The organism is Streptosporangium sp. NPDC050855 (assembly GCF_044456585.1).
Classification (GTDB): domain Bacteria; phylum Actinomycetota; class Actinomycetes; order Streptosporangiales; family Streptosporangiaceae; genus Streptosporangium; species Streptosporangium longisporum.
In genome coordinates this window covers 186,267-212,546 of record NZ_JBITFY010000002.1, presented here as the reverse complement: position 1 = coordinate 212,546, position 26,280 = coordinate 186,267, and the positions used below count along the sequence as shown (strand labels likewise).

27 protein-coding genes and 2 tRNA genes are annotated in these 26,280 nt (G+C 71.9%); 18 read left to right on the top strand and 11 right to left on the bottom strand.

Annotated elements, in window-relative coordinates:
- The first annotated feature begins 44 nt into the window (after positions 1-44).
- A complete protein-coding gene (locus tag ACIBCT_RS06110; RefSeq protein ID WP_344894644.1) occupies positions 45-998 on the top strand; it encodes a LacI family DNA-binding transcriptional regulator in 954 nt (317 codons plus the stop codon).
- Positions 999-1,077: 79 nt separating this feature from the next.
- Here ACIBCT_RS06110 and ACIBCT_RS06105 read toward each other — a convergent pair whose 3' ends face one another.
- Together ACIBCT_RS06105 and ACIBCT_RS06100 are read right to left on the bottom strand one after the other, a co-directional pair.
- Complete coding sequence (locus ACIBCT_RS06105) at positions 1,078-2,484, bottom strand: aromatic amino acid lyase (protein WP_399186293.1); 1,407 nt, start codon at positions 2,482-2,484, stop codon at positions 1,078-1,080.
- Between the two features lie 49 nt (positions 2,485-2,533).
- On the bottom strand, positions 2,534-2,902 hold the full coding sequence (locus tag ACIBCT_RS06100) for a phage holin family protein (RefSeq protein WP_399186292.1): 369 nt from the start codon (positions 2,900-2,902) through the stop codon (positions 2,534-2,536).
- Between the two features lie 322 nt (positions 2,903-3,224).
- Here ACIBCT_RS06100 and ACIBCT_RS06095 point away from each other — a divergent pair, with 322 nt between their 5' ends.
- The 9 genes from ACIBCT_RS06095 (at position 3,225) to ACIBCT_RS06055 (ending at position 9,642) form a co-directional block, all read left to right on the top strand.
- Positions 3,225-4,286 carry an NADP-dependent oxidoreductase gene (locus tag ACIBCT_RS06095; RefSeq protein WP_399186291.1) on the top strand — a complete coding sequence of 354 codons (1,062 nt, stop codon included), beginning with the start codon at positions 3,225-3,227 and terminating at the stop codon, positions 4,284-4,286.
- A 35-nt stretch (positions 4,287-4,321) separates the two neighbouring features.
- The gene (locus tag ACIBCT_RS06090) at positions 4,322-4,606 is read left to right on the top strand and encodes a hypothetical protein (protein ID WP_399186290.1); all 285 of its coding nucleotides are present in this window, start codon (positions 4,322-4,324) and stop codon (positions 4,604-4,606) included.
- Positions 4,607-4,704: 98 nt separating this feature from the next.
- Positions 4,705-5,100 carry an OsmC family protein gene (locus ACIBCT_RS06085; protein WP_399186289.1) on the top strand — a complete coding sequence of 132 codons (396 nt, stop codon included), beginning with the start codon at positions 4,705-4,707 and terminating at the stop codon, positions 5,098-5,100.
- A gap of 655 nt (positions 5,101-5,755) precedes the next feature.
- Positions 5,756-5,832 (top strand) — tRNA-Lys (locus tag ACIBCT_RS06080).
- A gap of 120 nt (positions 5,833-5,952) precedes the next feature.
- Positions 5,953-6,810 carry a 3-methyladenine DNA glycosylase gene (locus tag ACIBCT_RS06075; protein ID WP_399186288.1) on the top strand — a complete coding sequence of 286 codons (858 nt, stop codon included), beginning with the start codon at positions 5,953-5,955 and terminating at the stop codon, positions 6,808-6,810.
- A gap of 304 nt (positions 6,811-7,114) precedes the next feature.
- Positions 7,115-7,984 (top strand): lytic polysaccharide monooxygenase, encoded by an 870-nt coding sequence (locus ACIBCT_RS06070; RefSeq protein ID WP_399186287.1) that lies wholly within the window; start codon positions 7,115-7,117, stop codon positions 7,982-7,984.
- A gap of 90 nt (positions 7,985-8,074) precedes the next feature.
- On the top strand, positions 8,075-8,848 hold the full coding sequence (locus tag ACIBCT_RS06065) for a DUF305 domain-containing protein (RefSeq protein ID WP_399186286.1): 774 nt from the start codon (positions 8,075-8,077) through the stop codon (positions 8,846-8,848).
- Between the two features lie 154 nt (positions 8,849-9,002).
- Complete coding sequence (locus ACIBCT_RS06060) at positions 9,003-9,269, top strand: DUF6458 family protein (RefSeq protein WP_399186285.1); 267 nt, start codon at positions 9,003-9,005, stop codon at positions 9,267-9,269.
- Between the two features lie 121 nt (positions 9,270-9,390).
- Entirely contained in the window at positions 9,391-9,642 is a 252-nt protein-coding gene (locus ACIBCT_RS06055) for a DUF4235 domain-containing protein (protein WP_399186284.1), read from the top strand.
- A 252-nt stretch (positions 9,643-9,894) separates the two neighbouring features.
- On the opposite strand, the gene ACIBCT_RS06050 is transcribed toward ACIBCT_RS06055, so the two are convergent.
- Positions 9,895-11,166, bottom strand: a complete 1,272-nt coding sequence (locus ACIBCT_RS06050) for a glycosyltransferase (protein ID WP_399186283.1) — start codon at positions 11,164-11,166, stop codon at positions 9,895-9,897.
- Between the two features lie 145 nt (positions 11,167-11,311).
- Here ACIBCT_RS06050 and ACIBCT_RS06045 point away from each other — a divergent pair, with 145 nt between their 5' ends.
- Together ACIBCT_RS06045 and ACIBCT_RS06040 are read left to right on the top strand one after the other, a co-directional pair.
- On the top strand, positions 11,312-11,557 hold the full coding sequence (locus tag ACIBCT_RS06045) for a BON domain-containing protein (protein ID WP_344894681.1): 246 nt from the start codon (positions 11,312-11,314) through the stop codon (positions 11,555-11,557).
- Positions 11,554-12,267: a metallophosphoesterase gene (locus ACIBCT_RS06040; protein WP_399186282.1), complete on the top strand. Its 714-nt coding sequence runs from the start codon at positions 11,554-11,556 to the stop codon at positions 12,265-12,267. Before ACIBCT_RS06045 ends, ACIBCT_RS06040 begins: the two co-directional genes overlap by 4 nt.
- Before the next feature lie 236 nt (positions 12,268-12,503).
- Here ACIBCT_RS06040 and ACIBCT_RS06035 read toward each other — a convergent pair whose 3' ends face one another.
- The gene (locus ACIBCT_RS06035) at positions 12,504-12,653 is read right to left on the bottom strand and encodes a GPGG-motif small membrane protein (protein WP_184719841.1); all 150 of its coding nucleotides are present in this window, start codon (positions 12,651-12,653) and stop codon (positions 12,504-12,506) included.
- 22 nt (positions 12,654-12,675) lie between these two features.
- On the bottom strand, positions 12,676-13,188 hold the full coding sequence (locus ACIBCT_RS06030; protein ID WP_399186281.1) for a DUF6328 family protein: 513 nt from the start codon (positions 13,186-13,188) through the stop codon (positions 12,676-12,678).
- Positions 13,189-13,255: 67 nt separating this feature from the next.
- Between ACIBCT_RS06030 and ACIBCT_RS06025 the strand changes: the two genes are divergently transcribed.
- A complete protein-coding gene (locus ACIBCT_RS06025; protein ID WP_399186280.1) occupies positions 13,256-13,849 on the top strand; it encodes a nucleotidyltransferase family protein in 594 nt (197 codons plus the stop codon).
- Between the two features lie 365 nt (positions 13,850-14,214).
- On the opposite strand, the gene ACIBCT_RS06020 is transcribed toward ACIBCT_RS06025, so the two are convergent.
- Entirely contained in the window at positions 14,215-14,586 is a 372-nt protein-coding gene (locus ACIBCT_RS06020; RefSeq protein ID WP_399186279.1) for a PRC-barrel domain containing protein, read from the bottom strand.
- Positions 14,587-15,000: 414 nt separating this feature from the next.
- Here ACIBCT_RS06020 and ACIBCT_RS06015 point away from each other — a divergent pair, with 414 nt between their 5' ends.
- Both ACIBCT_RS06015 and ACIBCT_RS06010 read left to right on the top strand, forming a co-directional pair.
- Entirely contained in the window at positions 15,001-15,585 is a 585-nt protein-coding gene (locus ACIBCT_RS06015; RefSeq protein WP_399186278.1) for a hypothetical protein, read from the top strand.
- A 272-nt stretch (positions 15,586-15,857) separates the two neighbouring features.
- Positions 15,858-15,934, top strand: a tRNA-Lys gene (locus tag ACIBCT_RS06010).
- A gap of 83 nt (positions 15,935-16,017) precedes the next feature.
- Here the strand turns inward: ACIBCT_RS06010 and ACIBCT_RS06005 are convergent.
- The 5 genes from ACIBCT_RS06005 to ACIBCT_RS05985 form a co-directional block, all read right to left on the bottom strand.
- Complete coding sequence (locus tag ACIBCT_RS06005; protein WP_399186277.1) at positions 16,018-16,833, bottom strand: hypothetical protein; 816 nt, start codon at positions 16,831-16,833, stop codon at positions 16,018-16,020.
- Between the two features lie 177 nt (positions 16,834-17,010).
- Entirely contained in the window at positions 17,011-18,546 is a 1,536-nt protein-coding gene (locus tag ACIBCT_RS06000) for an RICIN domain-containing protein (protein ID WP_399186276.1), read from the bottom strand.
- A gap of 25 nt (positions 18,547-18,571) precedes the next feature.
- Complete coding sequence (locus tag ACIBCT_RS05995) at positions 18,572-19,537, bottom strand: carbohydrate ABC transporter permease (protein WP_399186275.1); 966 nt, start codon at positions 19,535-19,537, stop codon at positions 18,572-18,574.
- Positions 19,534-20,574 carry a carbohydrate ABC transporter permease gene (locus ACIBCT_RS05990; RefSeq protein WP_399186274.1) on the bottom strand — a complete coding sequence of 347 codons (1,041 nt, stop codon included), beginning with the start codon at positions 20,572-20,574 and terminating at the stop codon, positions 19,534-19,536. Before ACIBCT_RS05990 ends, ACIBCT_RS05995 begins: the two co-directional genes overlap by 4 nt.
- Positions 20,571-21,857 (bottom strand): ABC transporter substrate-binding protein, encoded by a 1,287-nt coding sequence (locus ACIBCT_RS05985; RefSeq protein WP_399186273.1) that lies wholly within the window; start codon positions 21,855-21,857, stop codon positions 20,571-20,573. The genes ACIBCT_RS05990 and ACIBCT_RS05985 overlap by 4 nt, the downstream gene beginning before the upstream one ends.
- Before the next feature lie 293 nt (positions 21,858-22,150).
- Between ACIBCT_RS05985 and ACIBCT_RS05980 the strand changes: the two genes are divergently transcribed.
- The 3 genes from ACIBCT_RS05980 (at position 22,151) to ACIBCT_RS05970 (ending at position 26,179) form a co-directional block, all read left to right on the top strand.
- Positions 22,151-24,055 (top strand): DUF2264 domain-containing protein, encoded by a 1,905-nt coding sequence (locus tag ACIBCT_RS05980; RefSeq protein WP_399186272.1) that lies wholly within the window; start codon positions 22,151-22,153, stop codon positions 24,053-24,055.
- Positions 24,052-25,086, top strand: a complete 1,035-nt coding sequence (locus ACIBCT_RS05975; RefSeq protein WP_399186271.1) for a LacI family DNA-binding transcriptional regulator — start codon at positions 24,052-24,054, stop codon at positions 25,084-25,086. Before ACIBCT_RS05980 ends, ACIBCT_RS05975 begins: the two co-directional genes overlap by 4 nt.
- A gap of 97 nt (positions 25,087-25,183) precedes the next feature.
- Positions 25,184-26,179 (top strand): hydroxyacid dehydrogenase, encoded by a 996-nt coding sequence (locus ACIBCT_RS05970; RefSeq protein WP_399186270.1) that lies wholly within the window; start codon positions 25,184-25,186, stop codon positions 26,177-26,179.
- The last annotated feature ends 101 nt before the right edge of the window (positions 26,180-26,280 follow it).

Below are 26,280 nucleotides of genomic sequence, written 5' to 3'. Positions count from 1 at the left end.
CTGGACCGATGCCTCAGCCTCGGAAACGAGCGACCATACGCGAGGTGGCGAAGGCCACCGGTCTGTCACCCGCCGCCGTGTCGTACGCCCTGCGTGGCATGCAGGTCTCGGAGGAGACCATCGAGCGGGTACGCCGGGCCGCGGCCGAGCTCGGGTACGAGGCCGACCCCATCGCCCGCGCGCTGGCCAGCGGCAGGACCGGGATGATCGGCCTGCTCTGCGGCTCGCTGGAGGACCTCTGGCAGCAGGCGCTGGCCGTCGGCATCGGCCGCGCGCTCAAGGACAACGACCGCTACGCCCTGATCCTGGACGCCGCGGGGGACCCGGCCAGGGAGCACACGCTCGCCAGGCAGCTCCGCGACCAGCGGGTGGACGCGCTGATCGTGCAGCCGGTCGACCCGGCGGCGCCGCTCTGGGCCGATCTGTGCGACGGGCTGCCGGTGGTGTCGATCGGCGACGCGCTGGCCGGGGGACGGTCGGCGGGCGAGGTCGTCTTCGACAACCGGGCCGGGGTCACGCTCGCGCTGGAGCACCTGCGCGGCCGGGGCCACCGGCGCATGGCCGTCCTCACCTCCACCCGGGCCAGCACCCCCGACCGGCCCGCCGACGTGCACGTCATGGCCGAGGCCGAACGGCTGGGCCTGGAGATCGGGACGGTCACCGCCCCGCAGTCGCTGGCGGCGGCCACCCGGGTCGCCGGTGAGATGCTCGACGCCGGGCACCGGGCGTTCTTCTGCTTCGCGGACTCGATCGCCTACGGCGTCTACGCGGCCGCGGCCGAGCGGAAGCTGGGCATCCCGTCGGACGTGTCCGTGATGGGCTACGACGACCACCCCATGTCGGGCCTGCTCACTCCCGGCCTGACCACGGTCGACTGGGACATCGACGGCATCGTCCGCGCCGCCGTCCGGATCGTGGTCGCCGCCGCCGACGGCAACACCCGCCGCCGTCGCATCGTGCAGTCGCCCCAGCTCCGCGAACGCGGCTCGGTGGGCTGACGCGCCGGACCGGCCGGCAGCGGGTCCGGCCGACCGTCCCGAGACCCCTCCCGGACTGCCGGTGATCGGGACGGGGAGGTCAGGGGGCCAGGGAGGGCAGCAGCGCGCGGGCCGCGTCGAGGTCGCCGTCGAGCGGGCGGTCGCCCGTCGCCGGGTCGAGCGGCACGTCGCAGGGGATCCCGCGCAGCCGCAGCGCCCGTACCGAGGCGACCAGCTCGCACGCCAGGACGATCTCCAGCGGTTCGACGGCGGCGAGCGAGGAGCGGGCCGCCTGCGGGGTGAAGCTCGCGTGGTCCTCGGTCCCCAGCGAGAGCACGGCGCCCCCCAGGGTGACCGGGGCGGCCAGGTGGCGCAGCTCGCCCAGGGCCGAGTGCGCGACGTACTCCAGGATCATCACCCCGGACAGCCCGGGGCGTTCGGCGAGGAAGGGCAGGAGTCCGGTGTGCGCGGGGTCGTTCAGGGTGGCGAGCCTGGCGGCGCTGAGCGTCGCGGTCTGCACGAGCGCGGCCCGCAGGGCGTCCAGGGCCAGCGCCACCCGCGCCGAGTGGAAGTTGCCGTTGTGCCAGGCCCGCCCTCCGGCGATCAGCGGGTTCTCCGGGGACGCGTTCATCTCCTCGGTGACGGTCCGCTCCGCCCGCCCCAGAGCGTCCAGCGCCGCCCCGTGCACCTGCGGGAAGGCGCGGTACCCGTACGGGTCCTGGACGCGGCGCGGGGTGGTGAGCCCGACCAGGGCCCGCAGGTCGGCGGCGACCGAGGTCTGCTCGGGGCCGCGCTGCACCTGGGGCGAGAGCGGCTCCAGCGAGCCCTCGACGGCACGGAAGGAACGGGCCGCGACCGCGGTGGCCGCGGCCAGCAGGAGCCGCAGGCGGTGACAGGCCAGCGCCGCGTCCGCCAGCGTCGCCGCGCCCGAGCTGATGAAGGGCAGCGCGTCGGAGGAGGCGAGCGCGAAACGCGGCACGGCCTCCCCGCTGCGTCCCGGGGCCGGGCCGCCGCCGGGCCCGGTGCCCGCCGAGGGCAGGCCCGCCGACGGCGGCGTCCAGGCGATCTCCCCCAGCAGGCAGAGCGCGGTGGTGGCCAGCGCGGTCAGGTCGCCGGTGCCGATGGCGCCGTACCCGCGGATCGGTGGCGTCAGGCCCTGGTTGACGGCGGTGGCCAGGACGGGCAGCAGGGCGGGATCGACCCCCGAGCCACCGGCGAGGAGCTGGTTGAGCCGGACGACGAGGGTGGCGCGGGCGCGGGTCTCGCCGATCGGCGGCCCGGCGCCGCCCGCGTGGCTGCGGAGCAGGTCCAGGCCGGAGCCGTCGGTCTCCACGTCCTTGTTGGCGCCCACGCCGGTGGTCCGGCCGTACACCGGCCCGTCGAGCAGGGCGGCCGTCCGCCAGGCCGCCTCCGCGGCGGCGGTGGAGCCCAGCTCGATCCCGGAGCCGTTCGCCGCCCGGTCGACCTGTTCGCAGGTCAGGTGGGCGCCGTCAAGGACGAAGGTCATCTTCTCGGTCCTCCGGGTCGTCTCGGTGTCCTCGATCGCCTCGGCCGTCTCAGTCGCCGAGGATCAGGTCGAGCACCCAGCTGATCAGGCCGATGAGGATCGCGCCCCAGAACGCGGGCCAGAACCCCGACACGTGGAAGGGCAGGCGGAGCTGCTCGGCGATCCAGCTGGTCAGCAGCAGCAGCCCCGCGTTGACCACCAGGGCGAACAGGCCGAGCGTGAGGACGTAGAAGGCGCAGCCGAGCAGTTTGATGATCGGCTTGAGGACCGCGTTGACGATCCCGAAGACGAAGGCGACGGCGACGAGCGTGCCGATCTCCCTCAGCGGGGTTCTCGCGGAGACCGCGATGCCGTCCACGAGCTGGGTCGCCGCCCACAGGGCGGCCGCCACGGCCAGGATCTTGATGAGAATTTTCACGTTTCGGCATCCTCGCATGGATGATCAAACGGACGATGAATCCGTACTCCAAAGGTGGACATATACAAATACTGGTGAGTTTTCCGGACCGCCGCGCAGCCGCCGGACCTCGGCGGGCACCGCGGAGGCCGCGAGCGCGGTGACCGGCCCGCTGGACCGGAACCCGGTTCCGTGGAGAGTGTCGCATCCGTGACCGTACGTGGTCGCGAAAGCGGCGAGTCCCGGCAGGAACCGTCCGCCCGCGGACGGGGAGAACCGTCCGGAGATGGGAAGGCCCAGGTGAGAAGCCCGGATCACGGGGTGGGGCAGCGAAGGGGCGGACATGTCCGAGAACAGATCGTCCACCGGCCGTACGGTCTCCCGGGAGGTACGGCTCGTGTCGCGCCCCTCCGGTCCGCCGGTCCCGGAGAACTTCGAGCTCGCCGAGACCGACCTGCCCGCCCCCGCGGACGGTGAGATCCTCGTCCGCAACCTCTTCATGAGCGTCGACCCCTACATGAGGGGGCGCATGAACGAGGGCGAGTCCTACGTCCCGCCCTTCCGGATCGGCGAACCGCTCGACGGGGGCGCCCTCGGCGAGGTCGTCGTCTCCCGCGCGCCCGGACTGTCGCCCGGGGACGTGGTCTACCACGGGTACGGCTGGCGCGAGTACGCCGTCCTCGACGCCGGGCGGGCCCGCCCGGTCGAGGAGACGCCCGGCGTCCCGCTCTCGGTCCATCTCGGCGCCCTGGGCGCGACCGGCCTGACCGCGTACGTGGGACTGCTCGACATCGCGGGCCTGAAGGAGGGGGACGTGGTGTTCGTGTCCGGCGCGGCCGGGGCGGTGGGCAGCCTGGCCGGGCAGATCGCCCGCCTGAAGGGGGCCTCGCGGGTGGTGGGCAGCGCCGGATCACCGGAGAAGATCGTCCACCTGCTCGACGACCTCGGCTTCGACGCGGCCTTCGACTACCACGACGGCGCGATCGACGAGCGGCTCGCCGGGGCCGCCCCCGACGGGATCGACCTCTACTTCGACAACGTCGGCGGTGACCACCTGCGGGCGGCCATCGGCGCGCTGAGGACGTACGGCAGGGTCGCGATGTGCGGGGCGATCTCCGCCTACAACGCCACCGGTCCCGTACCGGGTCCGGACAACCTGGGCCTGGCCGTGGGGAAGCGGCTCACCCTGCGCGGGTTCATCGTCTCCGACCACCTGGACCGGATGCCCGACATGGTCGCCGAGGTGGGCGCCTGGATCCGCGAGGGCAGGCTGGTCTTCACCGAGACCGTGGTGGACGGCCTGGAGAACGCCCCTACGGCCTTCATCGACATGCTGGGTGGCGCCAACACCGGAAAAATGGTGGTCCGGCTGGGCAACCGAGGCACGTACCGAGATCGCGCATGACGTCCGCATTCTGGGGGCAGAAGGGGCGTGAGGGGGTGGGTCTGTTGGAGACGGACGAGCTTGAGGCGCTGTCGGCCCAGGAACTGCATGACCGCGCGGTCCACTACGCCGTGCACCACGGAGATCTCGGCTTCCTGTGGGAGCTGCTCACGCTGATCCCGGCGGCGGAGGCGTCCTCGGGGAACGAGGATCAGACGACCAACGACCTCAGCCGGGTCTCGGCGCTGCTCAGCGACGCCATGGCCTCGGGCCACGGGGAGCTGGGCGAGGCGCTGCGGCCGTTCTACATCGACTACCTGTCCAAACATCCGGAGGCTTGAGCCCTTTCCCGCGGGTCATCCCGATGTCCGGCCCTCTGTAGGGTGATCGGCGGATCCGGGGCAGTCCGAGCATCCGGGACAGGCCGAGGGAGGACGCCATGGCGCGGGTGAGTGTGGAGCGGACCGAGGACGGTTTCGTGGCGCGCAACGACCGCGGGGCCGAGGTCGCCATGGGCGGTGGTGACGAGCAGGGGGCGTTCACGCCCGTCGAGCTGCTGCTCGCGGCGCTCGGCGGCTGCAACATCGTCACCGTGGAGCCGCTGACCGCCCAGCGCGGTCACCGCATGGTCCGCCTGGCGATGACCGTGCACGCCGAGAAGGTCGAGGCCACCCGGCTGGGGCCGATCACCATCACCTACGACGTGGAACTGCCCGAGGGCGACGAGAAGGCCGGGGAGGTCCTCGACGCGGTGGCCCGCCGGGTCGAGGAGAAGTACTGCACGGTGAGCCGGGCCCTGAGGGAGACCACCGAGGTCCGCCTCGAACTCCCCTGAGGGGGCGCCGGGCGGTCCCGGGGCTCCGGGCCGGTTCCCGGCCGGAGGCTGCAGGTCCAGGGTTCTGGGTTCAGGGTTCTGGGCCGGGGCTCTCGGCCGAAGGCTCCGGGTCCAGGGCTCCGGTTCCGGGGTTCTGGGCCGGGGCGGGCGACCGGCCGGGGCTGTCGACCGGGACGAGACAGGCGATAGCCGCCGAACCAATGAAATCGAAACCCGAACCAATGGGATCGACGCTCCGGAGGCCGATTTTCGCGTGTCAGGCGGAGATGGCGGCCCTTCGGTGATACCGGGTCAAGGTTGGGTGTAGGCGCAAAATCAACCTTTGGATGACGCGCACGTTACATTTGGCCAGGTAGTGTGGTTGCAGGTCGAGGGGGTTGGGAAGCCTCCGGAACCGCAAGAGCCTTTCACCGGATAAAGGGCGCGAGGGGGATCGCGTTCCTAGCGGAGCCGCCGGAGTCTTGGGGGAGACGAAGGCACAGCCCGCAAAGAGATCGGGGTCGGACAGTTGGGGGACTGTCCGGCCCCGAGTCTTGTCCGGGGCCGGAACGATGATCGAGGCACCGGCCGGACGGCGCGTTGCGAGGGAGATCGATCCGAGATCAACCGGGGTGCGGGCGCGTCGAGGCTGCTGCTAGAGTTACCTCCGTTGCGGGCGCCGCTAGCTCAGTTGGTTAGAGCAGCTGACTCTTAATCAGCGGGTCCGGGGTTCGAGTCCCTGGCGGCGCACCACGATCAGAAAGCCCAGGCCGGCACGTCCGGCCTGGGCTTTCCCCGTTCCCGCGCGCTCCCCGGCGAGAGCGGGCGGGCTCCGTTTACCGCTCGCCGGCCGGGGCTTCCTACGATGCCGGTATGGAAGTGCTGAGCGAGCAGGAGTGGCGGCGCCGGGATCTGGCGCACCGGGACCGGGTCGGGGCCTGGATCGGGCCGCATCTGCGCCGTGGCCGCGAGCGGGTCGCCCATCCGGTCGAGGACTTCCTGTTCACCTACTACAGCTTCCGGCCCGGACGCCTGCTGCAGTGGCATCCCGGGGCCGGTGTGGTCCTGGCCGGGGCCCGCTCCTTCGGGACCCATTACCGCGACTGCGCCGAGGGCGCCGTACTGGATCTCGACGAGGTCCTGCCCCGGCGCACGGCCGTGATCGGCTGGATCCGGGACCTGCTGGCCGCCACCGCGAGCCGGCCGCCGCACCTGGGCTGTTTCGGGATGCACGAGTGGGCGATGGTCTACCGGACGCCCGAGGAGGAGATCCGGCACTCCTCCTTCCCGCTCAGGCTCTCTCCCGAGCGGATCGAGGAGATCGTCGACCGGCGCGGGGTGCGGTGCGGCCACTTCGACGCGTTCCGTTTCTTCACCGCCCCGGCCCGCCCGCTCAACACGATCCAGCCGACCCGCGAGCTCCAGCGGGAGCTGGAGCAGCCGGGCTGCCTGCACGCCAACATGGACCTGTACAAGTGGGCCTACAAGCTGTCGCCCCTGGTCGGCAGCGAGCTGGTCGCGGACTGCTTCGCGCTGGCCCGCGACATCCGGACCGTGGACATGCGGGCCAGCCCGTACGACCTGAGCGCCCTGGGGTACCGGCCCATCCAGGTGGAGACCACCGACGGGCGCGCGGAGTACGTGACCGCCCAGCGCGGCTTCACCGAGCGGGCCGCCCCGCTGCGCGAGCGGCTGCTGCGGGAGTGCGACCGGCTGCTCGCCCTGACCTGAACGGCCCGTCCCGCCGAGCATGCCGCCGTCGTTCCGGAAGACCCGGCCGAGCGCGTCGCGGTCATGAAGAAGATCATGAAGCAACCGATCGGGTGACCGGCCCACCGGTCTGCGCCGGTGGGCCGGTCGCATCACGGGGCCGGGCGTCGCTGTGCGTGGCGCGCGGCCCCCGCGCGTAGGGAATCTTCCCGAACGGCTGGCGTCCGGAAGGGGACTGTTAGTAAGGTTTCTTGTTAATAACGTGCTATCCGTCGGCCGTTGGACATGTTCCGCCTCCCATTTCCCCCTTTCTGGAGGAGTCGACGTGCGTTTGCGCAACAAGATCATCACTGCCGGTACCGCCGTGGTCAGCGCGGGATCACTGCTCGTCCTGCTGCCGTCCGCCCCGGCCGTCGCCCACGGATCCATGTCGAACCCGCCCAGCCGGGCCTACGTCTGCAAGACCGAGGGTCCCGAGACCGCCAAGTCCGCGGCGTGCAAGGCGGCCGTCGCGGCAGGAGGCACCCAGGCGTTCTACGATTGGCACGAGGTGTCCCGCCTAGAGGCCGGCGGCAACCACCGTCAGATCATCCCCGACGGCCAGCTCTGCGGCGCGGGACGTGACAAGTACCGCGGGCTCAACCTGGCCAGGACCGACTGGCCCGCCACCCGGGTCTCCACGGGCCCGCTGACCGTCACCTACCACGCGACCGCGCCGCACGCGAACAGCAACTTCGAGTTCTACATCACCCGGCAGGGCTATGACCCGTCCCAGCCGCTGCGCTGGTCGGACCTGGAGCACATCAGGACCTTCAACAACCAGAACCCCACCCAGTTCACCAACTGGACGATCAACCTCCCGCAGCGGAGCGGCCGCCACATCCTCTTCTCGATCTGGCAGCGCGTCGTGGGCAGCACCGAGGCCTTCTACACCTGCTCCGACGTGGAGTTCGGCGGCGGTGGCCCCGGCCCCTCGCCGACCCCCACCCCGACCGTGACCCCCACGGTGAAGCCGACCCCGACCCCGACCCCGACGCCGACGAGCCAGCCGGGTGGCAGCTGGAGGGCGGGCACCGCCTACACGGCGGGCACCCAGGTGACCTACGGCGGCGCGACCTACCGGTGCCTGCAGGCGCACACCGCGCTGGACGGCTGGGAGCCGCCGAACGTCCCGGCCCTGTGGCAGCGTCTCTGATCCGGTCCGTGCCCCGGTGAGACCCGGCCGGGACGGACCGCGACCCGCGGCCCGTCCCGGCCGGGTCCGTCGTCCTTCGAAGGAGTTCCGATGAGGAGTGCGGTACCGGCGGTCGTGTTCGGCGTCCTGCTGCTGTCCGGCTGCGGCGCCCACGACGTCCAGCAGCTCCGCGGCGCCTCGGGTCACGGAGCGCACGGCGCCTCGGCCCCGGCCACCACGGTCACCACGGGCGCCCCGGCGTCCGGCACGCCCGGTGCCCCCGCGTCCGGTACGCCGGGCACCTCCCCGTCCGGCGCGTCCGGGCACGGGACGCACGGGGAGCACGGCGGCCACGACGGGACCGGGGCCGGCGGGGGAGTGCCCAGCCCCTCTCCGGCGCCACCGGTCGGGACCGCCGCGGGAGTCGCCTTCAACGCCCCGGACGTGATGTTCCTGCAGATGATGGTCCCGCACAACACCCAGGTGGTCGGACTGGTGCGGCTGGTCCGCGGGCGGGAGGTCCGTCCCGAGGTGCGGGAGCTGGCCGAGGCGATCGGGGTGACCCAGGAGCGCGAGGCCGCCTCGATGGCCGCCCTGCTGGCCGCCTGGGGGCAGCCCGCGACCGCGGAGGACGACGAGCACGCCGCCCACGGCGGGATGCCCGGGGTGAGCCAGGAGGAGATCGAGGCGCTCACCTCCGCCCCACCGGCCGAGTTCGAGAGGAGGTTCCTGGACATGATGATCGCCCAGCAGGACGACGCCTCCCAGATGGCCAAGGTGGAGGTGGCGACCGGGTTGCACTCCCAGGTCACCGGGATGGCCAGGCGGGTCGACGTCTCGCGTACCGCGCAGGTCGCGCAGATGCTGGCCCTGCGCGGCCGGTAGGGATCCGCCGCCCGTACGGCGGGAGGATCCCCGCGGGACGACGGGCCGCCTGACGGCCGCGGGAAGGCGCCGACAGGGACATGCCTCCGCCGGTGACGTTTGAGATCCGTGTGGGGGATAGATGGTCAGATGTTGGCTCGAAGGAGGAGATCCCATGACCATCGCAGGCGGCATCATTCTCATCATGCTCGGCGCCATCCTCACGTGGGCGGTCGAGTTCGACATCGCCGGATTCGACATCAACGTCGTCGGTGTCATCCTCATGATCGGTGGCCTCGCCTGGCTGCTGTTCGCCGTCTACCGGCTCAGCCTCGCCCGCCGGGCGGTGGCGGACTCCACGGCGACCGCGGTCATCGACGACCCGGTCGTCCAGCGCCGCGTCTACGAGGAGCGCCGCTACAACGACCCGCCGGTGGTGTGATCCCCCGGGGGAGCCACGGCAGGGCGGAGATCCGCCGGTCCTTGATCGGGTCGGATCCGTTAAGAACCTCTCCGGGCGGGTAACCGTCCTTTCTCGGTAGAAGCGAACGGAGGACAGGACGTTGAGCAGGGTCGTATCCCGCGGCGCGAGTGCCGCGAGCGGAATGCTCGGTGGTGCCATCGCCGGCGCCATCTTCAAGCAGGTCTGGAAGTTCGCCTCGGGTAAGGACGACGCGCCTCAGGCGACGAACGAGGAGTACGGCTGGCGCGAGGTCCTGGTCGCCGCCGCCATCCAGGGGGCGATCTTCGGCGTGGTCAAGGCCGCGATCGACCGGTCCGCCTCACGGAGCATTCACAGGGCCACCGGCAAGTGATCCCATGAGAGCCACCACCGGCGGCTGAGACCGGTCGAGCCGGTGACACCGGTCCGGCGCCAGGAGCCCCGGCCCTCCACGGAGGGCCGGGGCTCTCGCGCGTCCGGACGGCCTTTCCGCGTCCCGCACGAACCGAGGACGGAAACGGTCCCGTACGAGCCGGAGGGCCGGGGACGGCGGAGGGCGAGGGGAGCGTCGGGACGACGCAGGGGCGGCCGGGCGGCGGGAACGGAGGCGCGGACGGAGGCCGGGTCAGGCGACCCCGGTGCACGGCCGCCTGCGGCCGGTCCGCCGCGCGGGGAGATCGTGGCCTCGCCGGGTGCCGCCGGTCCGCCGGTCGGGGGCCCGGCGGGAGAGCACCTCCGCGTAGACGGCGCAGGTACGGGCGGCGACGCCCTCCCAGTCGTAGTGCGCCCGCGCGTGGGCGGCCGCGGCGGCACCGTACGCGGACAGCAGGTCAGGTGCGGCGAGCAGCCGGCGCAGCGCGCCGCCCAGGGCGTGCGGCTCGCGCGGCGGGACCAGCAGGCCGGTGACGCCGGGCAGCACGGTGTCCAGGTGCCCGCCAACGGCCGAGGCGACCACCGGCACGCCGCAGGCCATGGCCTCCAGCGGCACGATCCCGAACGGCTCGTACCAGGGCACGGTCACCACGACGTCCGCCGAGCGCATCAGGGCCGGGACGTCCTCCCTGTCCACCCTGCCGAGGAACCTGACGCGGTCGCCCACCCCGCAGCCGGACGCGACCCGCGCGAGCCTTTCGGTCTCCGGGTCGTCCGGATGACCGCCGGCGATCACCAGGGTGGCCTCCGGGACGCCGGCGAGGGCCCGGATCGCGGTGTCCACGCCCTTGCGGGGCACCGGGCGGCCGATGGAGAGCAGGACGGGCCCGGCGCCCAGGTCCATCCGGGGGCCCTCGGGGGTGAAGGCGCGCACGTCGACGCCGCACGGCACCACCCTCGTCCGGTGGCCGGGCACGCCCATCCGGCGCAGTTCCTCCACCTCGTCGGAGCAGGTCGCGATGGTCACGTCCGCGTGGCAGGCGACCGTGGTCTCGATCCCGACGCGCTCGGGCGGGCTGGTGTCGGCCGCGCCCTGGTGGCGCCGCTTGACCGTGCCGAGGGCGTGGAAGGTGTGCGCGACCGGGACTCCGGCGTCCCGCGCGGCGGCCAGGGCGGCCAGGCCGCTCATCCAGAAGTGGCTGTGCACCATGTCGGGCGGTGCCGACGCGCGCGACCTCCAGCGCCGGGCGAGCCAGCGGCCGAAGTCCGGGATCCAGGGGAGCAGGTCGTCCTTGGCCAGGACCACGGCGGGCCCGGCCGGGACGTGGACCACGGTCACCCCGGGGGCCAGGGCGATCTCCTCCCGCTGGAGGGGCGACTCCCGGCGGGTGTAGACGGTCACCTCGTGCCCGCGTCCGGCGAGCGCCCGCGAGAGGGCGGCGACGTGGACGTTCTGGCCCCCGGCGTCGGCGCCGCCGACGGTCGCGAGGGGGCTGGCGTGTTCGGACACGATGGCGATCCGCATGGGCACGTCTCCTCCTGGGGTACGAGGTAGCCGTGCCTGCGTCCTAGGCACACGCGTCCCAGCTGCCCCTGCCGAGGGTTTTAAACGTGTTTGACCTCGGCATACGTGGGAAGGCGAACTGCTTCGGACGGAGAGGAGTTCGACGATGGAGGCTCCGCAGTACATCGCGGCGCGCGTGCAGAGCGCGCTCGCCGAGGACGAGAGGACCACGGAACTCGGCATCCGGGCGGACGTCCGGGGCGACCAGCTCTACCTGCGCGGTCAGGTCACCGCTGCCGAACGCCGTGACCTGATCGCCGAGGTGGCCGGTGAGGCGGCCCCCGGCCTGGTCGTCCACAACGAGATCGACGTCGTGGACGTACGGGAACCGGGGAAGGAGGAGAAGCTGTGAGAGAGCTGCGCATCGCCGCCGTCGGGGACGTGCACCTGGACGAGAGCCTGCGGGGGCAGTACCGCAAGCGGCTCGAGGGTATCGAGGAGCGCGCCGACGTCCTGCTGCTCGCCGGTGACCTGACCCGGCACGGCACGCTGGAGGAGGGGCGGGTGGTGGCCGACGAGTTCCGCGACCTGCCGATCCCGGTGGTCGCCGTGCTGGGCAACCACGACCACCACTCCGACCTGCCCGCCGAGATCGCCGCCCTGCTGCGGGACGCCGGCATCCACGTCCTGCACGACGACGCCACGGTGCTCGACATCCACGGGGTGCGGCTCGGCGTGGTCGGCGGCAAGGGGTTCGGCGGAGGGTACGCCGGCAAGTGCGCCAGTGACTTCGGCGAGCCCGAGATCAAGGCGTTCGTGGGTCACACCAAGCGGATCGCGGAGCGCTGGCGGGTGGCCCTGAAGGAACTGGAGGCCGACCGCACGGTCGTGCTCTCCCACTACTCGCCGGTCAAGGACACGCTGGCGGGCGAGCCGCTGGAGATCTACCCCTTCCTCGGCAGCTACCTGCTGGCCGAGGCGGTCGACGCCGAGGGTGCCGACCTGATCGTTCACGGTCACGCGCACGCCGGTACGGAGAGGGGCGTGACGCCGGGCGGCATCCGGGTGCGCAACGTCGCCCTGCCGGTGCTCGGCCAGGCGTACGCCGTCTACTGCCTGTAGGACCCCGTCCGCCGGGGCGCTTTCCGCGCCTCGGCGGGCGAAGGATCCGGACAAGAAGAAGCGGGCCGGGGGATACCCGGCCCGCGAAGCTTCTATGGGAATTCGGGGCGACTTCGGTTCTGCTCTTTCACGGGCCGCGAGGCCCGGTCTTCACTCGTGTGCCGGCGTCAGGCCGACACGGGACGGGGTACGGACGCCACGTCCGCACCTGGCGTTCGGCGAGCGCGAGGCCCGCGTCAGACATTGAAGATGCTCACACCCCCGGGGCCCACGAGGAAACCGAGGACGATGAGGACGATCCCCCACAGGAGGTCGCGACGGGCCAGGATGACATAGATCCCGGAGATGACGAGGACGACTGCGATGATCCAAAGCAAGGTAGCCATAACCGCCCTCTGCCCTCACAATTCACGACTTAACATCTTCATCATCCTCGGTTCGGTACAGATCAATAATCGGTTGGATGAACCACAACCAAAGGCTGGTCAGCGCCACGACGCCGCCGAACAGCGCGGCGGGCCAGGCGTTGATGACGGTCTCGGCGACCAGCGCGACCGCGCTCGTCATCGCGACCAGCAGCCAGCCTGCGCCCGCGATGCCGATCGCGTTGGAGCGGTGCAGCATCCTCTCCTTCAACCCGGTGCGGAACAGCAGGCGGTGCTGGGCGGCGGGGGTGATGAAGCAGACGGAGGCGAGGGCGGCGCTCAGCAGGGCGATGAAGAACAGCCAGCGTCCCAGGACGTCCACCCTCTGGAACCCGGGGGCGAAGGGGACGGTGAGCAGGAACGCGAACAGCACCTGCACACCGGTGACCGCGACACGCAGCCCCTGCAAAAGTTCTCCGAGCTCCCGGTCGACCCGTTCCTTACGACTCTCTCCCGGATGCGGGTCGTGTTTTTGTACGTGTTCGGGCTGAATCATGAACAGCGTTTACCCAGCATCGGGTTTGCCATGCCTAGCTGCGAAGTTATGGGGTACGCGAGTGCCCATGGGACACAGTCACGAGGTCACCGACGCGATCCTGGAGACGCTGAAGCGGGCCAGCAGCGGTCTGAAGGACGCCGACGTCAGGTTCGCGCTCGCGGGAGGCTGTGCCGCGTACGCGCGCGGAGCCGCCCCTTCACTGCACGACGTTGATTTCGTCCTCCCCCAGGAGGACGTGCCGACCGCCCTGGAGGCGCTGAGCAAGCTGGGCTTCGAGACGGCCAAGCCGCCCGAGGACTGGCTCGTCAAGGCCTACGACGAGGGCAGGCTGGTGGATCTGATCTTCTCCATCTGCGACCATCCGGTGACCCCGGAGCTGCTGAAACGAGCCGAGCCGATGAAGGCGTCGGCGGTGATCCTGCCGGTCCTGGAGGCGACCGACCTGGTCATCTCATGGCTTTTGCCGCTCTCGGAGCACAGCTGCAACTACAGCTCGCTGCTTCCGCAGGTACGGGCCCTGCGCGAGCAGGTCGACTGGAACCGCGTCGCCTCCGTCGTGCAGCACTCTCCCTACGCCTCGACCTTCCTCGTCCTTCTCGAACGCCTCGACGTCCTGCCCGGCCCCCTCGACTCCTCGGGAGACCCGAGCTGGCCCTGAACAGTGTGAACCGCGTGTGAATTTCCGGCCCCTCGGAAGAAGAAATCGAACGACCGGCGCCGCCCCCCGCGGCGCCGTCTTCATGAACGACCTCGCACCGTCTCCGGGAGGGGGCGCGTACCGTCTCCAGGGGGAGTTCCGAACCGTCTCCGGGAGGGGGCCCGCGCCGCCTTCGGGAGGAGCGGGACGGCTCCGTGAAGAGAAGGACGGGAAGCGGGACGGGCCGGGGAACGGGAAGGGCCCCGCCGTGGCGGGGCCCTCGTCGATCGTCATGCCCGGTCGGGACCTCTCCGGCCGCACGTCCTCGTCAGAACGTGCCCGTTCGGTTCGCCCTCGTCAGGGCGTTCCCGGCCGGGTCGTCCTCGTCAGAACGTGCCCGGTCCACCGCCGAAGGGGAAGCGGCCGTAGTACTCGCCGACCCGGTCGCGGTACGCGGGCTCCTTGAAGTTGGCCTCGTCGAACTCGGGGGCGTCCTTGATCTCCTGCTTGGTCCGCGCGACGTAGATCTTCTGCTCCTGAGGGTCGATCTGCGTCACCGTGCTCGCCGGCAGGAGGACCTTCTTGCCGAAGATCCAGGGCCCCGTGTCGACGACCAGGTAGCTCTGGCCGACCTCGTAGGTCGCCTCGTCGACGGAGCCGATCTTCCCGTCGGTGGCCTCGACGTGGTAGCCGGCGACGTCGAGCGTCCTGTCCTGGCCGTAGACGTCGGCTCGGTAGTTCCAGAGTTCAGGCTGCATGGTCGAACATCTCCCTTGAACGTGACTCTCTGGGCTCCGCTTCAGTACCCGGGGCAGGGGCCCTAAACGACGTCTGCCCATGTCGGAGGGGATACAACACCGTGCCTCACCCCCGGTACGGACGTGCCGGCGCGGACCGGCGACACCGGCCGGGTGGCCGTGAGCCTCTCGTCCGGACGGGCACCGCTCCCCACCCCGGTCGCGGCCGGGAACGCCGCGCGGGCGTCCGATTCCGCCTCGGAGCGTCGTCCTCACGCCGGGGTCGTTCTTCCGGCGCTTTTCCGTGAGCCGGTCGTCCCGATCCCCGCCGGCCGGATCCGGAATGGCGATCGCGGAGGGTGAACAACGCGATTCTTATGAAAATGGAACCGACGCCTGTTGGGCGCGTGAATCCATCGGTGCTACACATTGGGAATGCACAAGTCGTTGATAGGCGTAGTGCTGCTCACGGGAATACTGCTCGCGCTCGCGGTCGTGGCCACGGTGATGGTGTTCGGGGCCGGCCCGTCGCCGGAGGTCGCGCGGTCCCGCTCCTCGCCACCGGCCTTGGTCCCGAGCACGGACACGGCGGCGGCCTCCGAGGAACCCCCGGCCGTGGCACCCCCGGACGAGGACACCGACGAGTACGAGGAGGAGCTCGAGCGCCTGCCTGCCGGCAGGGCGGTGCCCCTCGCGATAACCCAGGCCACCCGTGACAAGCTGGCCGCCGCGAGCCGCGCCGCCGCAGGCCCCTCCGCGAAGTCCGCGGAGGTGGCCACCAGGGATGGCATCTACTACGGCATGGTCTTCGGCGAGAGCCGGAAGACCGACACCTACTATGTGATCGCATTTCTGGACGGGCTGCACTTCTGGGTGCGTGAGGGCCGCGGCGAGTGGCGATTCAAAGGTGATTACGACGCGCGGGTCTGCGCGCCGCCCGTCCCCACCTCGTTGTACGCCGCATGGGGATTGAGTTTCTCGACACGGGACCCGAACGAATATGAACTCTGCCCCGAATGACGCGGGCGGTGCGGGTTCTTCCCTCCCGGGCGCCGAAAGCCGTTCAGGGCGCGCCGTACGCATTTCAGGCGACCATATCGCCGGATATTCGCGATTACAGAACGGGTGCGATGCGAGACGCCCCACGGAGGCCACGCGATGGCCGGTGGGTCGCGGCTCGATCCGCAGGTGGTGGACCCCGCCCCACCGTGCGGCCGCCGGGCCGGGTGATGGCGGCATGTCGGCACATGTACGGACCATGACGCCCGGTCCGGTAGTCTTGTCCAGGTCGGGCGCCGCTAGCTCAGTTGGTTAGAGCAGCTGACTCTTAATCAGCGGGTCCGGGGTTCGAGTCCCTGGCGGCGCACCAGCACGAAGGCCCGGGCCCGGTTCGATGATCATCGAGCCGGGCCCGGGCCTTTCGGCGTTCCGGGCTCGGGGCGCCGGCCGGGGTCAGCGCGGGACGCGACGGCGGCGCAGCAGGAGCCCGCCTACGGCGGTGAGGATGAGCACGGAGCCGGTCAGTACCAGGGGCCGGCCGTCGGGCCCGGCCTCGCCGCCGCCCCCGGTCGCCGCCGATCCCTCCGGCGTCTCCTCCACCTCGCCGCTCCCCGTGTCGGCCTCGGTGTTGGCCTCGGTGTCGGCCTCGGTGTCCGTGCCGGTGTCGGTGCCCGTGTCCGTCCCCGTGCCGCTCGTCCCGCCGACCACGAGGTCGCGGGCGGTCAGGAGGTCGGCGTTGACCACGTCGCACTCGATCACCGGAGCGTTGGCCGCGGTCCCGAAGTTCAGGGCGGCCGGCTTCACCGTGGCCGTCCCGGAGGTGGGGGCGGTGGTCTTCAGGTCCACCGTGGCCGTGGGCAGCGGGATGACCTGGCTCGCGCCGACCTGGCCGAGCGTGCCCGTCCCGGTGGCGGAGGTCAGCCCGGGCATCCCGCTGATGGACGCGTACGCGTACAGCGAGGCGCCGGTCGCCAGTCCCGTTGCGGGCGCCTTCAGCCCGGTGCCGCCCGCGTAGGTCCCGCGCCAGCCGATGGTCATCTGCGTACCCGCCGCGGCACCGGTCGGCACCGTCAGCTCGACCTGGACCTTGACGCTCTGCGGCTGGGACTCACCGTCGGTCGTGCACGTGTACTCCACGATGTCGGTGACCGTGTGCGCGACGGCCACCCGGCTTCGCGGCGTCTCGGGGACGGCCGCGTGAGCCGGTGCCGTGAGCAGGGCCGGACCACAGGCCAGGAGAAGGACGGAGAGGACTGAGGGGGCTCGCACGGCGACTCCTGTGGCGACACGTCGGACAAGGGGGAGACGAGTCGCGAAGGTGTTCGGTTGTCCCCGTGTCCGCATTTGGACATTTTCTTGTCTTGAGCGGTGAAGTGCGTTAGTAAGTCCCGTCTCGCGTACCACCGGAACGGGTACGCGAGACGGGACGGATCGCCCGCCGCGGGGTCAGAGCGCGGTGCGGGTGAACTGCTGGTGGGTGCCGGTGCCGCAGGGATACTGCTTGAACTGGATGTTGTCCTGGGAACCGCTCGGCAGGTCCACGCACTTGCCCGAGTGGCGGGCGACCAGCCGCAGGTAACCGCTCCCGGCGTCGGCCAGGGTGAACTGCTGGTTGGTGCCAGTGCCGCAGCCGTACTGGTGGATCGCGGCGCCGTCGGCGGTGCTCACGTCGCTGACGTCCAGGCACCTGCCCGAGTGGCGGGCGATGATCTGGACGTGGCCGCCGCCGATCGTCTGGATGCGCCACTGCTGGTTGGTGCCTCCGCCGCAGGTGTACTGGATCACGGCGGCGTTGTTGGCGGTGGACTGGTCCTTGACGTCGGCGCACTTGCCGGAGTGGCGTACGGTGAGCCGGTCGTAGCCCGATCCGACCGGGGTGATCGTGCCGGCCGCCGCGTCGATGGTCAGCTGCCGGGCGTTGGACAGGCTCATCGTGGTGTTGCCGGAGAACTGCACCGGCAGCCACACGTACCGGGAGTCGTTGACCGGCCCGCCCCAGGCCCCGGCCCACCGGTCGCCCAGGTAGAGGTACGAGGTGCCCTGGCTGCCCTGGACCGGTAGGACGTAGGCCGGCTGGGAGCCGTGGGTGAGGCCGTCGCCCACGTTCTGCCAGGCGCTCCAGGTGCCGGTGATGCTGGTCGCGGTGGCGTACTTGGCCTGGTTGGGGCTCCAGCCGGTCGCGCCGGAGGTCAGCATGAAGTAGACGCCGTTCCGCTTGAACAGGGCCGGTGCCTCCCGGTGGTCGCCGTCCCAGACGCGCACCAGGGCCGCGACGTCGGTGTAGTTCGCGGTCAGCCGGTAGACGTGCAGGTCGTAGTTCTCGTCGGCGGCCGAGATCATGTAGCCGGTGCCGTCGGTGTCCACGAATGTCGTGATGTCCCGGGACATGTGCCCGAGCGGCCGGAAGCTGCGCAGGTAGGTGTAGTTCCCGTCCACCGTGGAGGAGACCGCCACGGCCGCCCGCGCCTCGCCGTAGTCGCTGCCGTTCTCCTTGTGCATCCACATGACGTACTGGCCGGTGCTCGCGTTGAAGACGACCTTCGGCCGCTCGATGTTGGCGACCTGCAGCTCGGCCGCGCTGGACTGGGTCAGCACGTGGTTGCGGAACTCCCAGTTCCGCAGGTCGGCCGACCGGTAGGCCGAGACGTAGCGGAACGTGCCGTTGGCGTTGCGGTTCTCCCCGAACCAGTAGTAGTACGAGCCGACCTTGAGCACGCCGCCGCCGTGGGCGTGCAGCGCGTTGCCGGAGGTGTCGGTGAACGGCGCGCCGACCGGCACCGTGACCGGCGCGGCCCGGACGGACGCGGTCACGGCCGGCGCGGTCGCGGCCTGAAGCGATGCGTCCTGAAGCGATGCGTCCTGAAGCGATGCGTCCTGAACGGTCGCGGCCTGGGCGGGCGCGGCGCCGATCGGCGCGCCGGCCAGGACGAGGCAGAGCACGGACAGCACGGACAGCAGGGGCAGGAGGCGGGGACGGGACATGAGAGGACTCCTCTCGAAGGGGGGTTCAGCCTTTGATGCCGCTGAGCAGGACGCCCCTGACGATGTAGCGCTGGGCGACGAGGAACAGGGCGACCAGGGGCAGGATGGCCACCAGCGCCCCGGCGAAGAGCGCCGGCAGGTTGACCGCCTGCTGGTTGAGGTTGGTGGAGAGCGCCACCTGCACGGTCCAGTACGCCGGGTCCTGGCCGATGACCAGCGGCCACAGGAAGGCGTTCCAGTGCTCGATGAAGGACAGGATGCCGAGCGAGGCGAACAGCGCGCCCGAGTTGGGCAGCGCCAGCCGCAGGTACAGGCCCAGGTGGCCCAGGCCGTCCACCCGGCCCGCGTCCTCCAGCTCGCGCGGGAAGCGCAGGTAGAACCCGCGGAACAGCAGCACCGCGAACGCGCTGAACAGGCCGGGCACGATGAGCCCCCACAGCGTGTTCACCCCGCCCATCGAGCCCACCACGACGAACGTGGGGATGAACGTCGCGGCGCCCGGCACCATCATCGTGGCGATGATGAAGAAGAACACCGGCCGGGAGGCGGGAACCGGGATCCTGGCCAGACCGTACCCGGCCATGGAGGCCAGCAGCGTCGCGACCGGGGCGGAGATCGCGGAGATCAGCGTGGAGTTCCACAGCGCATGGACGAGCGGCACGGCCTCGTTGCCGAAGGCGTCGGCGAACCCCTGCAGGCTGACCGTCTCGGGCCACCAGTGCCAGTCCAGCGAGCCGAGTTCCCGCCTGCTCATCAGCGCGTTGCGGACCAGCAGGTAGAACGGGAGCAGGAACGGCACCGCGAGCACCACGGCCGCCAGGTAGGTGCCCAGGTTGCGCCTTCTCACCGGCCTCGCGGGCCTCGCCGTGCTCGCCGTGCCCGTCTCGTGCGCGGGTCTCGCGTTGTTCGCGGGCCTCGCCGGGCCCGCTGCGCTCGTCGGGCCTGCCGCGCTGGCCGGGCCTGCCGGGCCCGCCGGGGTCGTGGACGTCATCGGGCCTCCTCCTCGGCCGTCCTGCCGAAGCCGGCGAAGCGGCCCTGCAGCAGGGTGAAGGCCACGATGAGCAGGGTGACGACGAACGCGCCGGCCGAGCCCGCGCCGTAGTTCTGCTCGCCGAGCGCGGTCTGGAACAGGTAGATCAGCGGGGTCCTGCCGTCCGCGCCGCCCAGCCCCGACAGGTTGGAGGCGAGGATGTTGTAGAACTCGTCGAATGCCTGGAAGGCGTTGATGATCAGCAGCAGGGTGACCGCGACCGAGGTGTTGCGCAGCATGGGCCAGGTGATGTGGCGGAACAGCCGCCACCCCGACTCGGCCCCGTCGACCCGCGCGGCCTCGTACAGCTGGGCGGGGATCTGCTGGATCCCGGCCAGGAAGAGGATCATGTAGAAGCCGGTCTGCAGCCAGAGCCGCACGGTGACCAGCACGATCCAGTACAGCGGCGGGTCCACGGTGGCCACCCAGCCGATCGACTCCTCGTACCCCAGCAGGTAGGCCAGGCTGTTGGCCACCCCCGAGGGCGTGCCGCTGAACAGGCTCATCTTCCACACCAGGGCGCCGACCACGTACGAGACGGCCGCCGGGATGAAGAAGGTCGTCCGGAAGAACGCCCGCCCCCCGCGCAGGCGGTTCACCAGCACGGCCAGGCCCAGCGCGAACGCGAACGTCACCGGCACGATGAGCAGCGTGAACACCACGATCGTGACCAGGGACCTGGTGAACGCGGGATCGGCCAGCAGGCGCCGGTAGTTCTCCAGGCCGTTCCAGGCGCCCAGGCTGATCGTGCCGCGCGCCTCGTTGAAGCTGAGCAGCAGCCCCCAGCCGATGGCCACGTACTTGAACACGAACAGCCCGGCCACCATCGGCAGCGTGAGGAGGAGGAACGCGCGCCAGGCGGGCCAGCGCCGCGCCCCTGCCGCCCGGCCCGCCGCCCGTCCGTCCGGCCCCGCCCGCCCCGCCCGCCCCGGCCGCCGCGGCGCGGGCCCGGTGACCGCCCCGCCGGAGGGCGTCCCGGTCGCGGAGGGCGGGCTCACAGCGCGGGCATCCGGTCGAGGATGTCCTGGGAGCGTTCGGCCGCCTCGGCGAGCGTCCTGGCCGGGTCGGCGTCCTTCTTGACGATCGCGGTCACCGCGTCGGTGTACGGCTGGCGCACCTCGGGCGTCCACAGCGCGGGCTGCTTGACGCCGTTGGCGGCGGTGGCGTCCATCACGGTCTTGGCGAGCCCGGTCCGCAACTTGTCGGCCTGGGCGGCGATGCTGGTGCGCGGCGGGAGGTGGAAGCCGTAGGCGAGGTTCCAGTCGGTCTGCGCGGCCGTGTTCTCCACCCACAGCCAGCGGACGTAGCGCTTGGCGGCCTCCAGGTTGGCGCTCTTGCCGTTGACGACCTGCACCCAGCCGCCCATGTTGACCACCGGCTTGCCGCCGGCCTTGAACGCGGGCAGCGGGAAGGCGCCGACGTCGTCGCCGAGCGCCTCGGTCATGCCGGGCACGGCCCACAGGCCGCCCCACTGCATGGCGGCGGCGCCGGTGACGAGCGCGCCCGGGTCCCACCAGTCGGTGGAGTAGCCCTGCAGGGTGGCCTTGGCGTCGTAGAGACCCTTCAGCGCGGTCAGCACCTCGACCACCGCCGGGTCATCATAGACGATCTTCCGGTCCCGGACCAGCGGGTTGCCGTTGGACCACGGGACGACCGTGGCCAGCGGGCCGATCCCGTCGTTCCCGGCGAACAGGCCCTTCTGCTTGCCCGCGGTGAGCTTCTTCGCCGCCCCGGCCAGCTCGTCGAAGGTGGTCGGGACGGGCAACCCGGCCTTCTGGAACAGGGACGGACGGTAGAAGAGCAGCATCAGGTCGACGACCATGGGAACGGCGTAGACCTTGCCGCCCCAGGTGTACGGCTCCAGCACCGTGGGGTTGAAGTCGGCCTTCTCGGCGCCGAGGACGTCGTCGAGCGGGGCGACCTGGTTCGCCTTGACCATGTTCGGGCTGACGTCGTTGACCTCGTAGACGTCCGGGCCGCCCGGCGTGAGCACCGCGGCCGTCCACTTGGTCGCGTAGTTGCCGGGGATCCAGGACACCTTGACGGCGATGTCCGGGTTGGCCTTGGTGAAGTCGGCGGCGTAGCGCATGGCCGCCTGCTGGGTGCCCGCCTCACCGTACTCGTGGTACCAGTGGTTCAACGTGATCTTGGGGGCGCCCGCGGGGGAGGCGCCTCTCGCCTTGGCCATGGGGTCGCCGCCGGAACAGGCGGAGACGGCGGCGCCGGCGACGAAGAGCACGGACCCCTTCAGGAATCCGCGGCGGGTGGGAGGGCTGTCCATCGGGTGTCACCTCTCGCGTGGGGGGACGGAACGGTGCCGATGTCAGGTAACCGGTTACTTCGACGTCATGAGGCGGACGCTAGACGCGGGAATCGGGTGCCGTCAAGGTTCGGACGAACACCGCACAACGCCCTGTACCCGGTTGTCAGGTGCTGACCTGGATCTCTGTCAGAACGCATTCGCCGACTGTTAACTTTTCGTTACAAAGGCCCCGGGAGTCCCTTGACGCCCCCACGAGGGATCTTCTAGCGTCGGGGCACCGCCTAGTAACCGGTTACCTTCCCGGGAGTGTCATGAGACTGCCGCCCGACGACCGGATCCTCTCCCCGTACACCGGCTACACCCGCGAGCACTGGCTCGCCGCGGCCGACGGCCTGCTGGAGGCCGTCGTGCCGTACGCGGTGCCCGGGTTCGCGCAGATCCGGCTGCCCGGCAGGCAGAGCTGGGCCGGCCCGGACTCGGACGGCCTGGAGGGGTTCGCCCGCACCTTCCTGCTCGCCGCGTTCCGGGGCGACGCCACCGTGCTGGAGCGCTACGCCGAGGGGCTGGCGAGCGGCACCGACCCGTCCTGCCCGTACGCCTGGCCGGAGCTGACCGACAACTCCCAGCAGATCGTCGAGGCCGCGTCGATCGCCCTGGCGCTGCACGAGAGCGGCCTGTACGACACCCTTGCCCCGGACGTCCGCGAGCGGCTGGCCGCCTGGCTGGGCGGCATCGTCGGCACCCGGACCTGGCCGTGCAACTGGGTGCTGTTCAAGGTGGTCATCCAGCAGTTCCTGGCCAACGTCGGCGCCCCGCACGAGCCCGCGGAGATCGCCGAGGCGCTGGAACAGGTCGAGAGCTGGTACGTCGGCGACGGGTGGTACACCGACGGCGACGGCCAGAACTACGACTACTACTGCGGCTGGGCCATGCACCTGTACACGCTCTGGTGGACGCGCATGTCGGGCGCTTCCCCGGACGTCTACCGCGACCGGCTCCGGCTCTTCCTGGAGGGGTACGCGCACTTCTTCGCCGCCGACGGCGCCCCGGTGCACCAGGGCCGCTCGCTGACCTACCGGTTCGCGGCGGCGGCGCCGCTGTGGCTCGGCGAGCTCTTCGACGCCACCCCGCTCTCCCCGGGCACCACCCGGCGGCTGGCCGGCGGCACCCTGCGGCACTTCCTGGACCGCGGCGCCGTGGGCGACGACGGCCTGCTCAGCCTGGGCTGGCACGGTCCGTTCCTGCCGGTCACCCAGCCCTACTCCGGTCCCGGCTCGCCGTACTGGGCGAGCAAGGGCTTCATCGGCCTGCTGCTGCCCGCGAGCCATCCGGCCTGGACGGCGACCGAGGAGCCCGCCCCGGTGGAGACGGCCGACCGGGTGGTGGCGCTGCCCGCGCCCGGCTGGCTGCTGCACTCCACCCGGCGCGACGGGATCGTCCGGCTGCTCAACCACGGCAGCGACCACAACGCGCCCGCACCGGCGCGGGCCGTCGACGACCCGCACTACGCCAGGCTCGCCTACTCCACGCACGCCGGGCCCACCTATGCCGCACCCGCCCCCACCGTGGACGGCGGGACCGTGGACGGCGGCACTCGAGACGGCGGCACCGGAGGCGCCGACGAGGACGGCCGCGCCGTGGTCGTCGACAACCACCTGGCCGTCGTCGCGCCGGACGGCGCCGCGAGCCGGCGCCGGCGCATCGAGCGGATCGGGGTGGCCGACCGCTTCGCCGCCTCGCGGTACACCGACGACACGCTGCCCGGTGGTCCCGTCACCGTGGAGACCGCCTCGGTCGTGCACGGCCCCTCCGAGATCAGGGTGCACCGGGTCACCGCGCCGGCAGGCCACGTCGTCCGGGACGGGGGACACGCCGTGCCCCCCGGCGGGCCGGAGAGCTCGATCGTCCCCCTGCACGGCTGGCGGCGCCGGGGCGTGTCCCGCTCGCCCGCCGGCACCGCCTTCGGACCGGACGCGTGCACGCCGTACCTGGAGGCGGTCCACCCCGGCGGCACCGCACTGTTCGCCTCCCTGGTGACCCTCGGCGCCCCGGCCGCGCACGACGGCGAGGCCACTACGCTGGACCTGCGGGTACGCGGGGACGCCCTGGAGATCGCCCTGCCCGGCGGGGAGCTGGTGGAGGTCGGGCTCGGCGACCGGCCCCGCTACCGCCGGCGCGGCCCGGACGGAGACGTCGTCACCTGGGAGGCGGAGTGAGCACGGTGAAGCGCGTCACCATCAGGGACGTGGCCGGTCGCGCCGGCGTCTCGGTGGCCACGGTCTCCCGCGTCCTCGCCGGTGACTACCCGGTGCTGGCCGCCACCCGCAACCGGGTGATGCGGGCGGTCCGCGAGCTGGACTACGTGCCCAACGCGCACGCCAGGGCGCTGTCCGCGGCCCGGCCCGGGGCCGTCGCCATCGTGGTCAACACCGTGTCGGTGCCGTACTACGCCTACATCGCCCAGGGGGTGGAGGAGCAGGCGGCGCGCGAGGGCAGGCTCTCGCTGATCTGCACCACCGGCGGCGACCCCGGCCGGGAGCTGTCGATCGTGCAGCTGCTGCGCGAGCAGCGGGCCGAGGCCGTCATCCTGGTGGGCAGCGTCGTGGTGGACGAGGAGTACCGCAAGCGGATGACCGAGTACGCGCGCTCGCTGGCCGCGGCGGGCTCGCGCCTGGTGCTGTGCGGGCGCCCGCCGCTGGAGGAGGGCGGGCCGGCCCTGGTCGTCGGGTTCGACAACGCCGGCGGCGCCCGCGCGGTGACCGCCCACCTGCTCTCGGCCGGTCACCGCAGGATCCTCTACCTGGGGCTGCGTCCCGGGCACTCCACCTCCGACAGCAGGGTCGCGGGCTACCGCGACGCGCTGGCCGCCCACGGGGTCCCCGCCGACCCCGCGCTGGAGGTCGAGGGGGAGTTCTCCCGGGAGGCCGGGTACGCCGCGCTGACCGCGCGGCTGTCGCTGGGGCCGCCCGACTTCACCGCGATCTTCGCGTGCAACGACCTGGTGGCCGCGGGAGCGATCCAGGCGCTGCGCGAGCACGGGCTGCGGGTGCCCGACGACATGTCGATCGTCGGCTACGACGACGTGCCGCCCGCGGTCGACCTCGGCCTGACCACCGTGCACCTGCCGCACGACGAGCTCGGCAGGACCGCGGTACGGCTGGCGCTGGGCCGAGACGTCACCGGCCCGACGGTCCTCGGCACCCACATCGTGGTCCGCGACTCCGTCCGACCCCTCGTCGTCCGATGACCGGGTCCGCGGCGTTCGCCGCTCCAGCCCCTCACAGCCCGGCCCCTCACCGCCCGGCCCTTCACCGCCCGACGCCGCTTCGACCCCTCACCGTCCGATGACCCCGTCCGCGGCGTTCGCCATGCAGCCCGGCCTGCTGCCCGAACTCTTCCCCGCCGACCTGCTGCTCCGGCTGTCACGGGTGGCGCGGGTACGCGAGGGGGTGCTCTCCTCCTTCGACCCGCCGCCCGACGTGGAGATCCTGATCACCGGCTGGGGCTGCCCGCCGATCGGCGAGGACGTGCTGGAGCGCGCCCCCCGGTTGCGCGCGATCGTGCACGCGGCCGGGAGCGTCAAGGGGCACGTGACCCCCGCGGTGTTCGAGCGGGGCGTCGCGGTCTCCTCGGCGGCCGAGGCCAACGCGCTGCCGGTTGCCGAGTTCACCCTGGCGATGCTGGTGCTGGCCGCCAAGCAGGTGTTCGTCAAGGCGCGGGCGTACTCGGCGGACGGCTGGTCGGGCGACGCGCTGCCCGGCGTGGCGACGCCGGGCGAGGGCGGCGGCCTGAACGGGGCGGTCGTCGGCGTCATCGGCGCCTCCCGGGTGGGGCGGCTGGTGATGGAGCGGCTGCGCGGTCACGGCGCGCGCATCCTGCTCAGCGACCCCTACGTCGGCCCGGCCGAGGCGACCGCCCTGGGGGCCGAGGCGGTGACGCTCGACGAGCTCTGCGGCCGGGCCGACCTGGTGACCGTGCACGCGCCGGCCCTGCCGGAGACACGCGGGCTGCTGGACGAGCGGCGCCTGGCGCTGCTCCGCGACGGCGCGGTACTGGTCAACACCGCCCGCGGCTCCATCGTCGACACCGGGGCCCTGGTGCGGCACTGCGCCGGGGGCCGCATCGGCGCGGTCCTCGACGTGACCGACCCCGAGCCGTTGCCTCCCGGGCACGCGCTGCTCGGCCTGCCGAACGTCCTGGTCACCCCGCACCTGAGCGGGGCCAGGGGCAGGGAACTGCGCCGCCTGGGCGAGTTCGCGGTCGCCGAGGTCGAGCGGCTGGCGGCCGGTGTCCCGCTGCGCGGCGCCGTCCGTCCGGCGGACCTGGGCCGGATCGCCTGAGCGCCGCCCCGGCGTCCCCGGCTCCGCGACGCCCACCCGCGCGGGCCCCCCGGGGGGGGGGGGGGGGGGGGGGGGGGCCCCGGGGGGGGGGGGGGGGGCCG

What these genes read in the sequence shown, in the direction of transcription:
- ACIBCT_RS06025 (WP_399186280.1), top strand. Translation starts at nt 13,256, where the DNA reads ATGGGACACAGTCACGAGGTCACCGACGCGATCCTGGAGACGCTGAAG.
- ACIBCT_RS06060 (WP_399186285.1), top strand. Translation starts at nt 9,003, where the DNA reads ATGACCATCGCAGGCGGCATCATTCTCATCATGCTCGGCGCCATCCTC.
- ACIBCT_RS05985 (WP_399186273.1), bottom strand. Translation starts at nt 21,857, where the DNA reads ATGGACAGCCCTCCCACCCGCCGCGGATTCCTGAAGGGGTCCGTGCTC.
- ACIBCT_RS06020 (WP_399186279.1), bottom strand. Translation starts at nt 14,586, where the DNA reads ATGCAGCCTGAACTCTGGAACTACCGAGCCGACGTCTACGGCCAGGAC.
- ACIBCT_RS06050 (WP_399186283.1), bottom strand. Translation starts at nt 11,166, where the DNA reads ATGCGGATCGCCATCGTGTCCGAACACGCCAGCCCCCTCGCGACCGTC.
- ACIBCT_RS06075 (WP_399186288.1), top strand. Translation starts at nt 5,953, where the DNA reads ATGGAAGTGCTGAGCGAGCAGGAGTGGCGGCGCCGGGATCTGGCGCAC.
- ACIBCT_RS06095 (WP_399186291.1), top strand. Translation starts at nt 3,225, where the DNA reads ATGTCCGAGAACAGATCGTCCACCGGCCGTACGGTCTCCCGGGAGGTA.
- ACIBCT_RS05995 (WP_399186275.1), bottom strand. Translation starts at nt 19,537, where the DNA reads ATGACGTCCACGACCCCGGCGGGCCCGGCAGGCCCGGCCAGCGCGGCA.
- ACIBCT_RS06000 (WP_399186276.1), bottom strand. Translation starts at nt 18,546, where the DNA reads ATGTCCCGTCCCCGCCTCCTGCCCCTGCTGTCCGTGCTGTCCGTGCTC.
- ACIBCT_RS05980 (WP_399186272.1), top strand. Translation starts at nt 22,151, where the DNA reads ATGAGACTGCCGCCCGACGACCGGATCCTCTCCCCGTACACCGGCTAC.
- ACIBCT_RS06085 (WP_399186289.1), top strand. Translation starts at nt 4,705, where the DNA reads ATGGCGCGGGTGAGTGTGGAGCGGACCGAGGACGGTTTCGTGGCGCGC.
- ACIBCT_RS06045 (WP_344894681.1), top strand. Translation starts at nt 11,312, where the DNA reads ATGGAGGCTCCGCAGTACATCGCGGCGCGCGTGCAGAGCGCGCTCGCC.
- ACIBCT_RS06035 (WP_184719841.1), bottom strand. Translation starts at nt 12,653, where the DNA reads ATGGCTACCTTGCTTTGGATCATCGCAGTCGTCCTCGTCATCTCCGGG.
- ACIBCT_RS06065 (WP_399186286.1), top strand. Translation starts at nt 8,075, where the DNA reads ATGAGGAGTGCGGTACCGGCGGTCGTGTTCGGCGTCCTGCTGCTGTCC.
- ACIBCT_RS05970 (WP_399186270.1), top strand. Translation starts at nt 25,184, where the DNA reads ATGACCCCGTCCGCGGCGTTCGCCATGCAGCCCGGCCTGCTGCCCGAA.
- ACIBCT_RS06030 (WP_399186281.1), bottom strand. Translation starts at nt 13,188, where the DNA reads ATGATTCAGCCCGAACACGTACAAAAACACGACCCGCATCCGGGAGAG.
- ACIBCT_RS06105 (WP_399186293.1), bottom strand. Translation starts at nt 2,484, where the DNA reads ATGACCTTCGTCCTTGACGGCGCCCACCTGACCTGCGAACAGGTCGAC.
- ACIBCT_RS06015 (WP_399186278.1), top strand. Translation starts at nt 15,001, where the DNA reads ATGCACAAGTCGTTGATAGGCGTAGTGCTGCTCACGGGAATACTGCTC.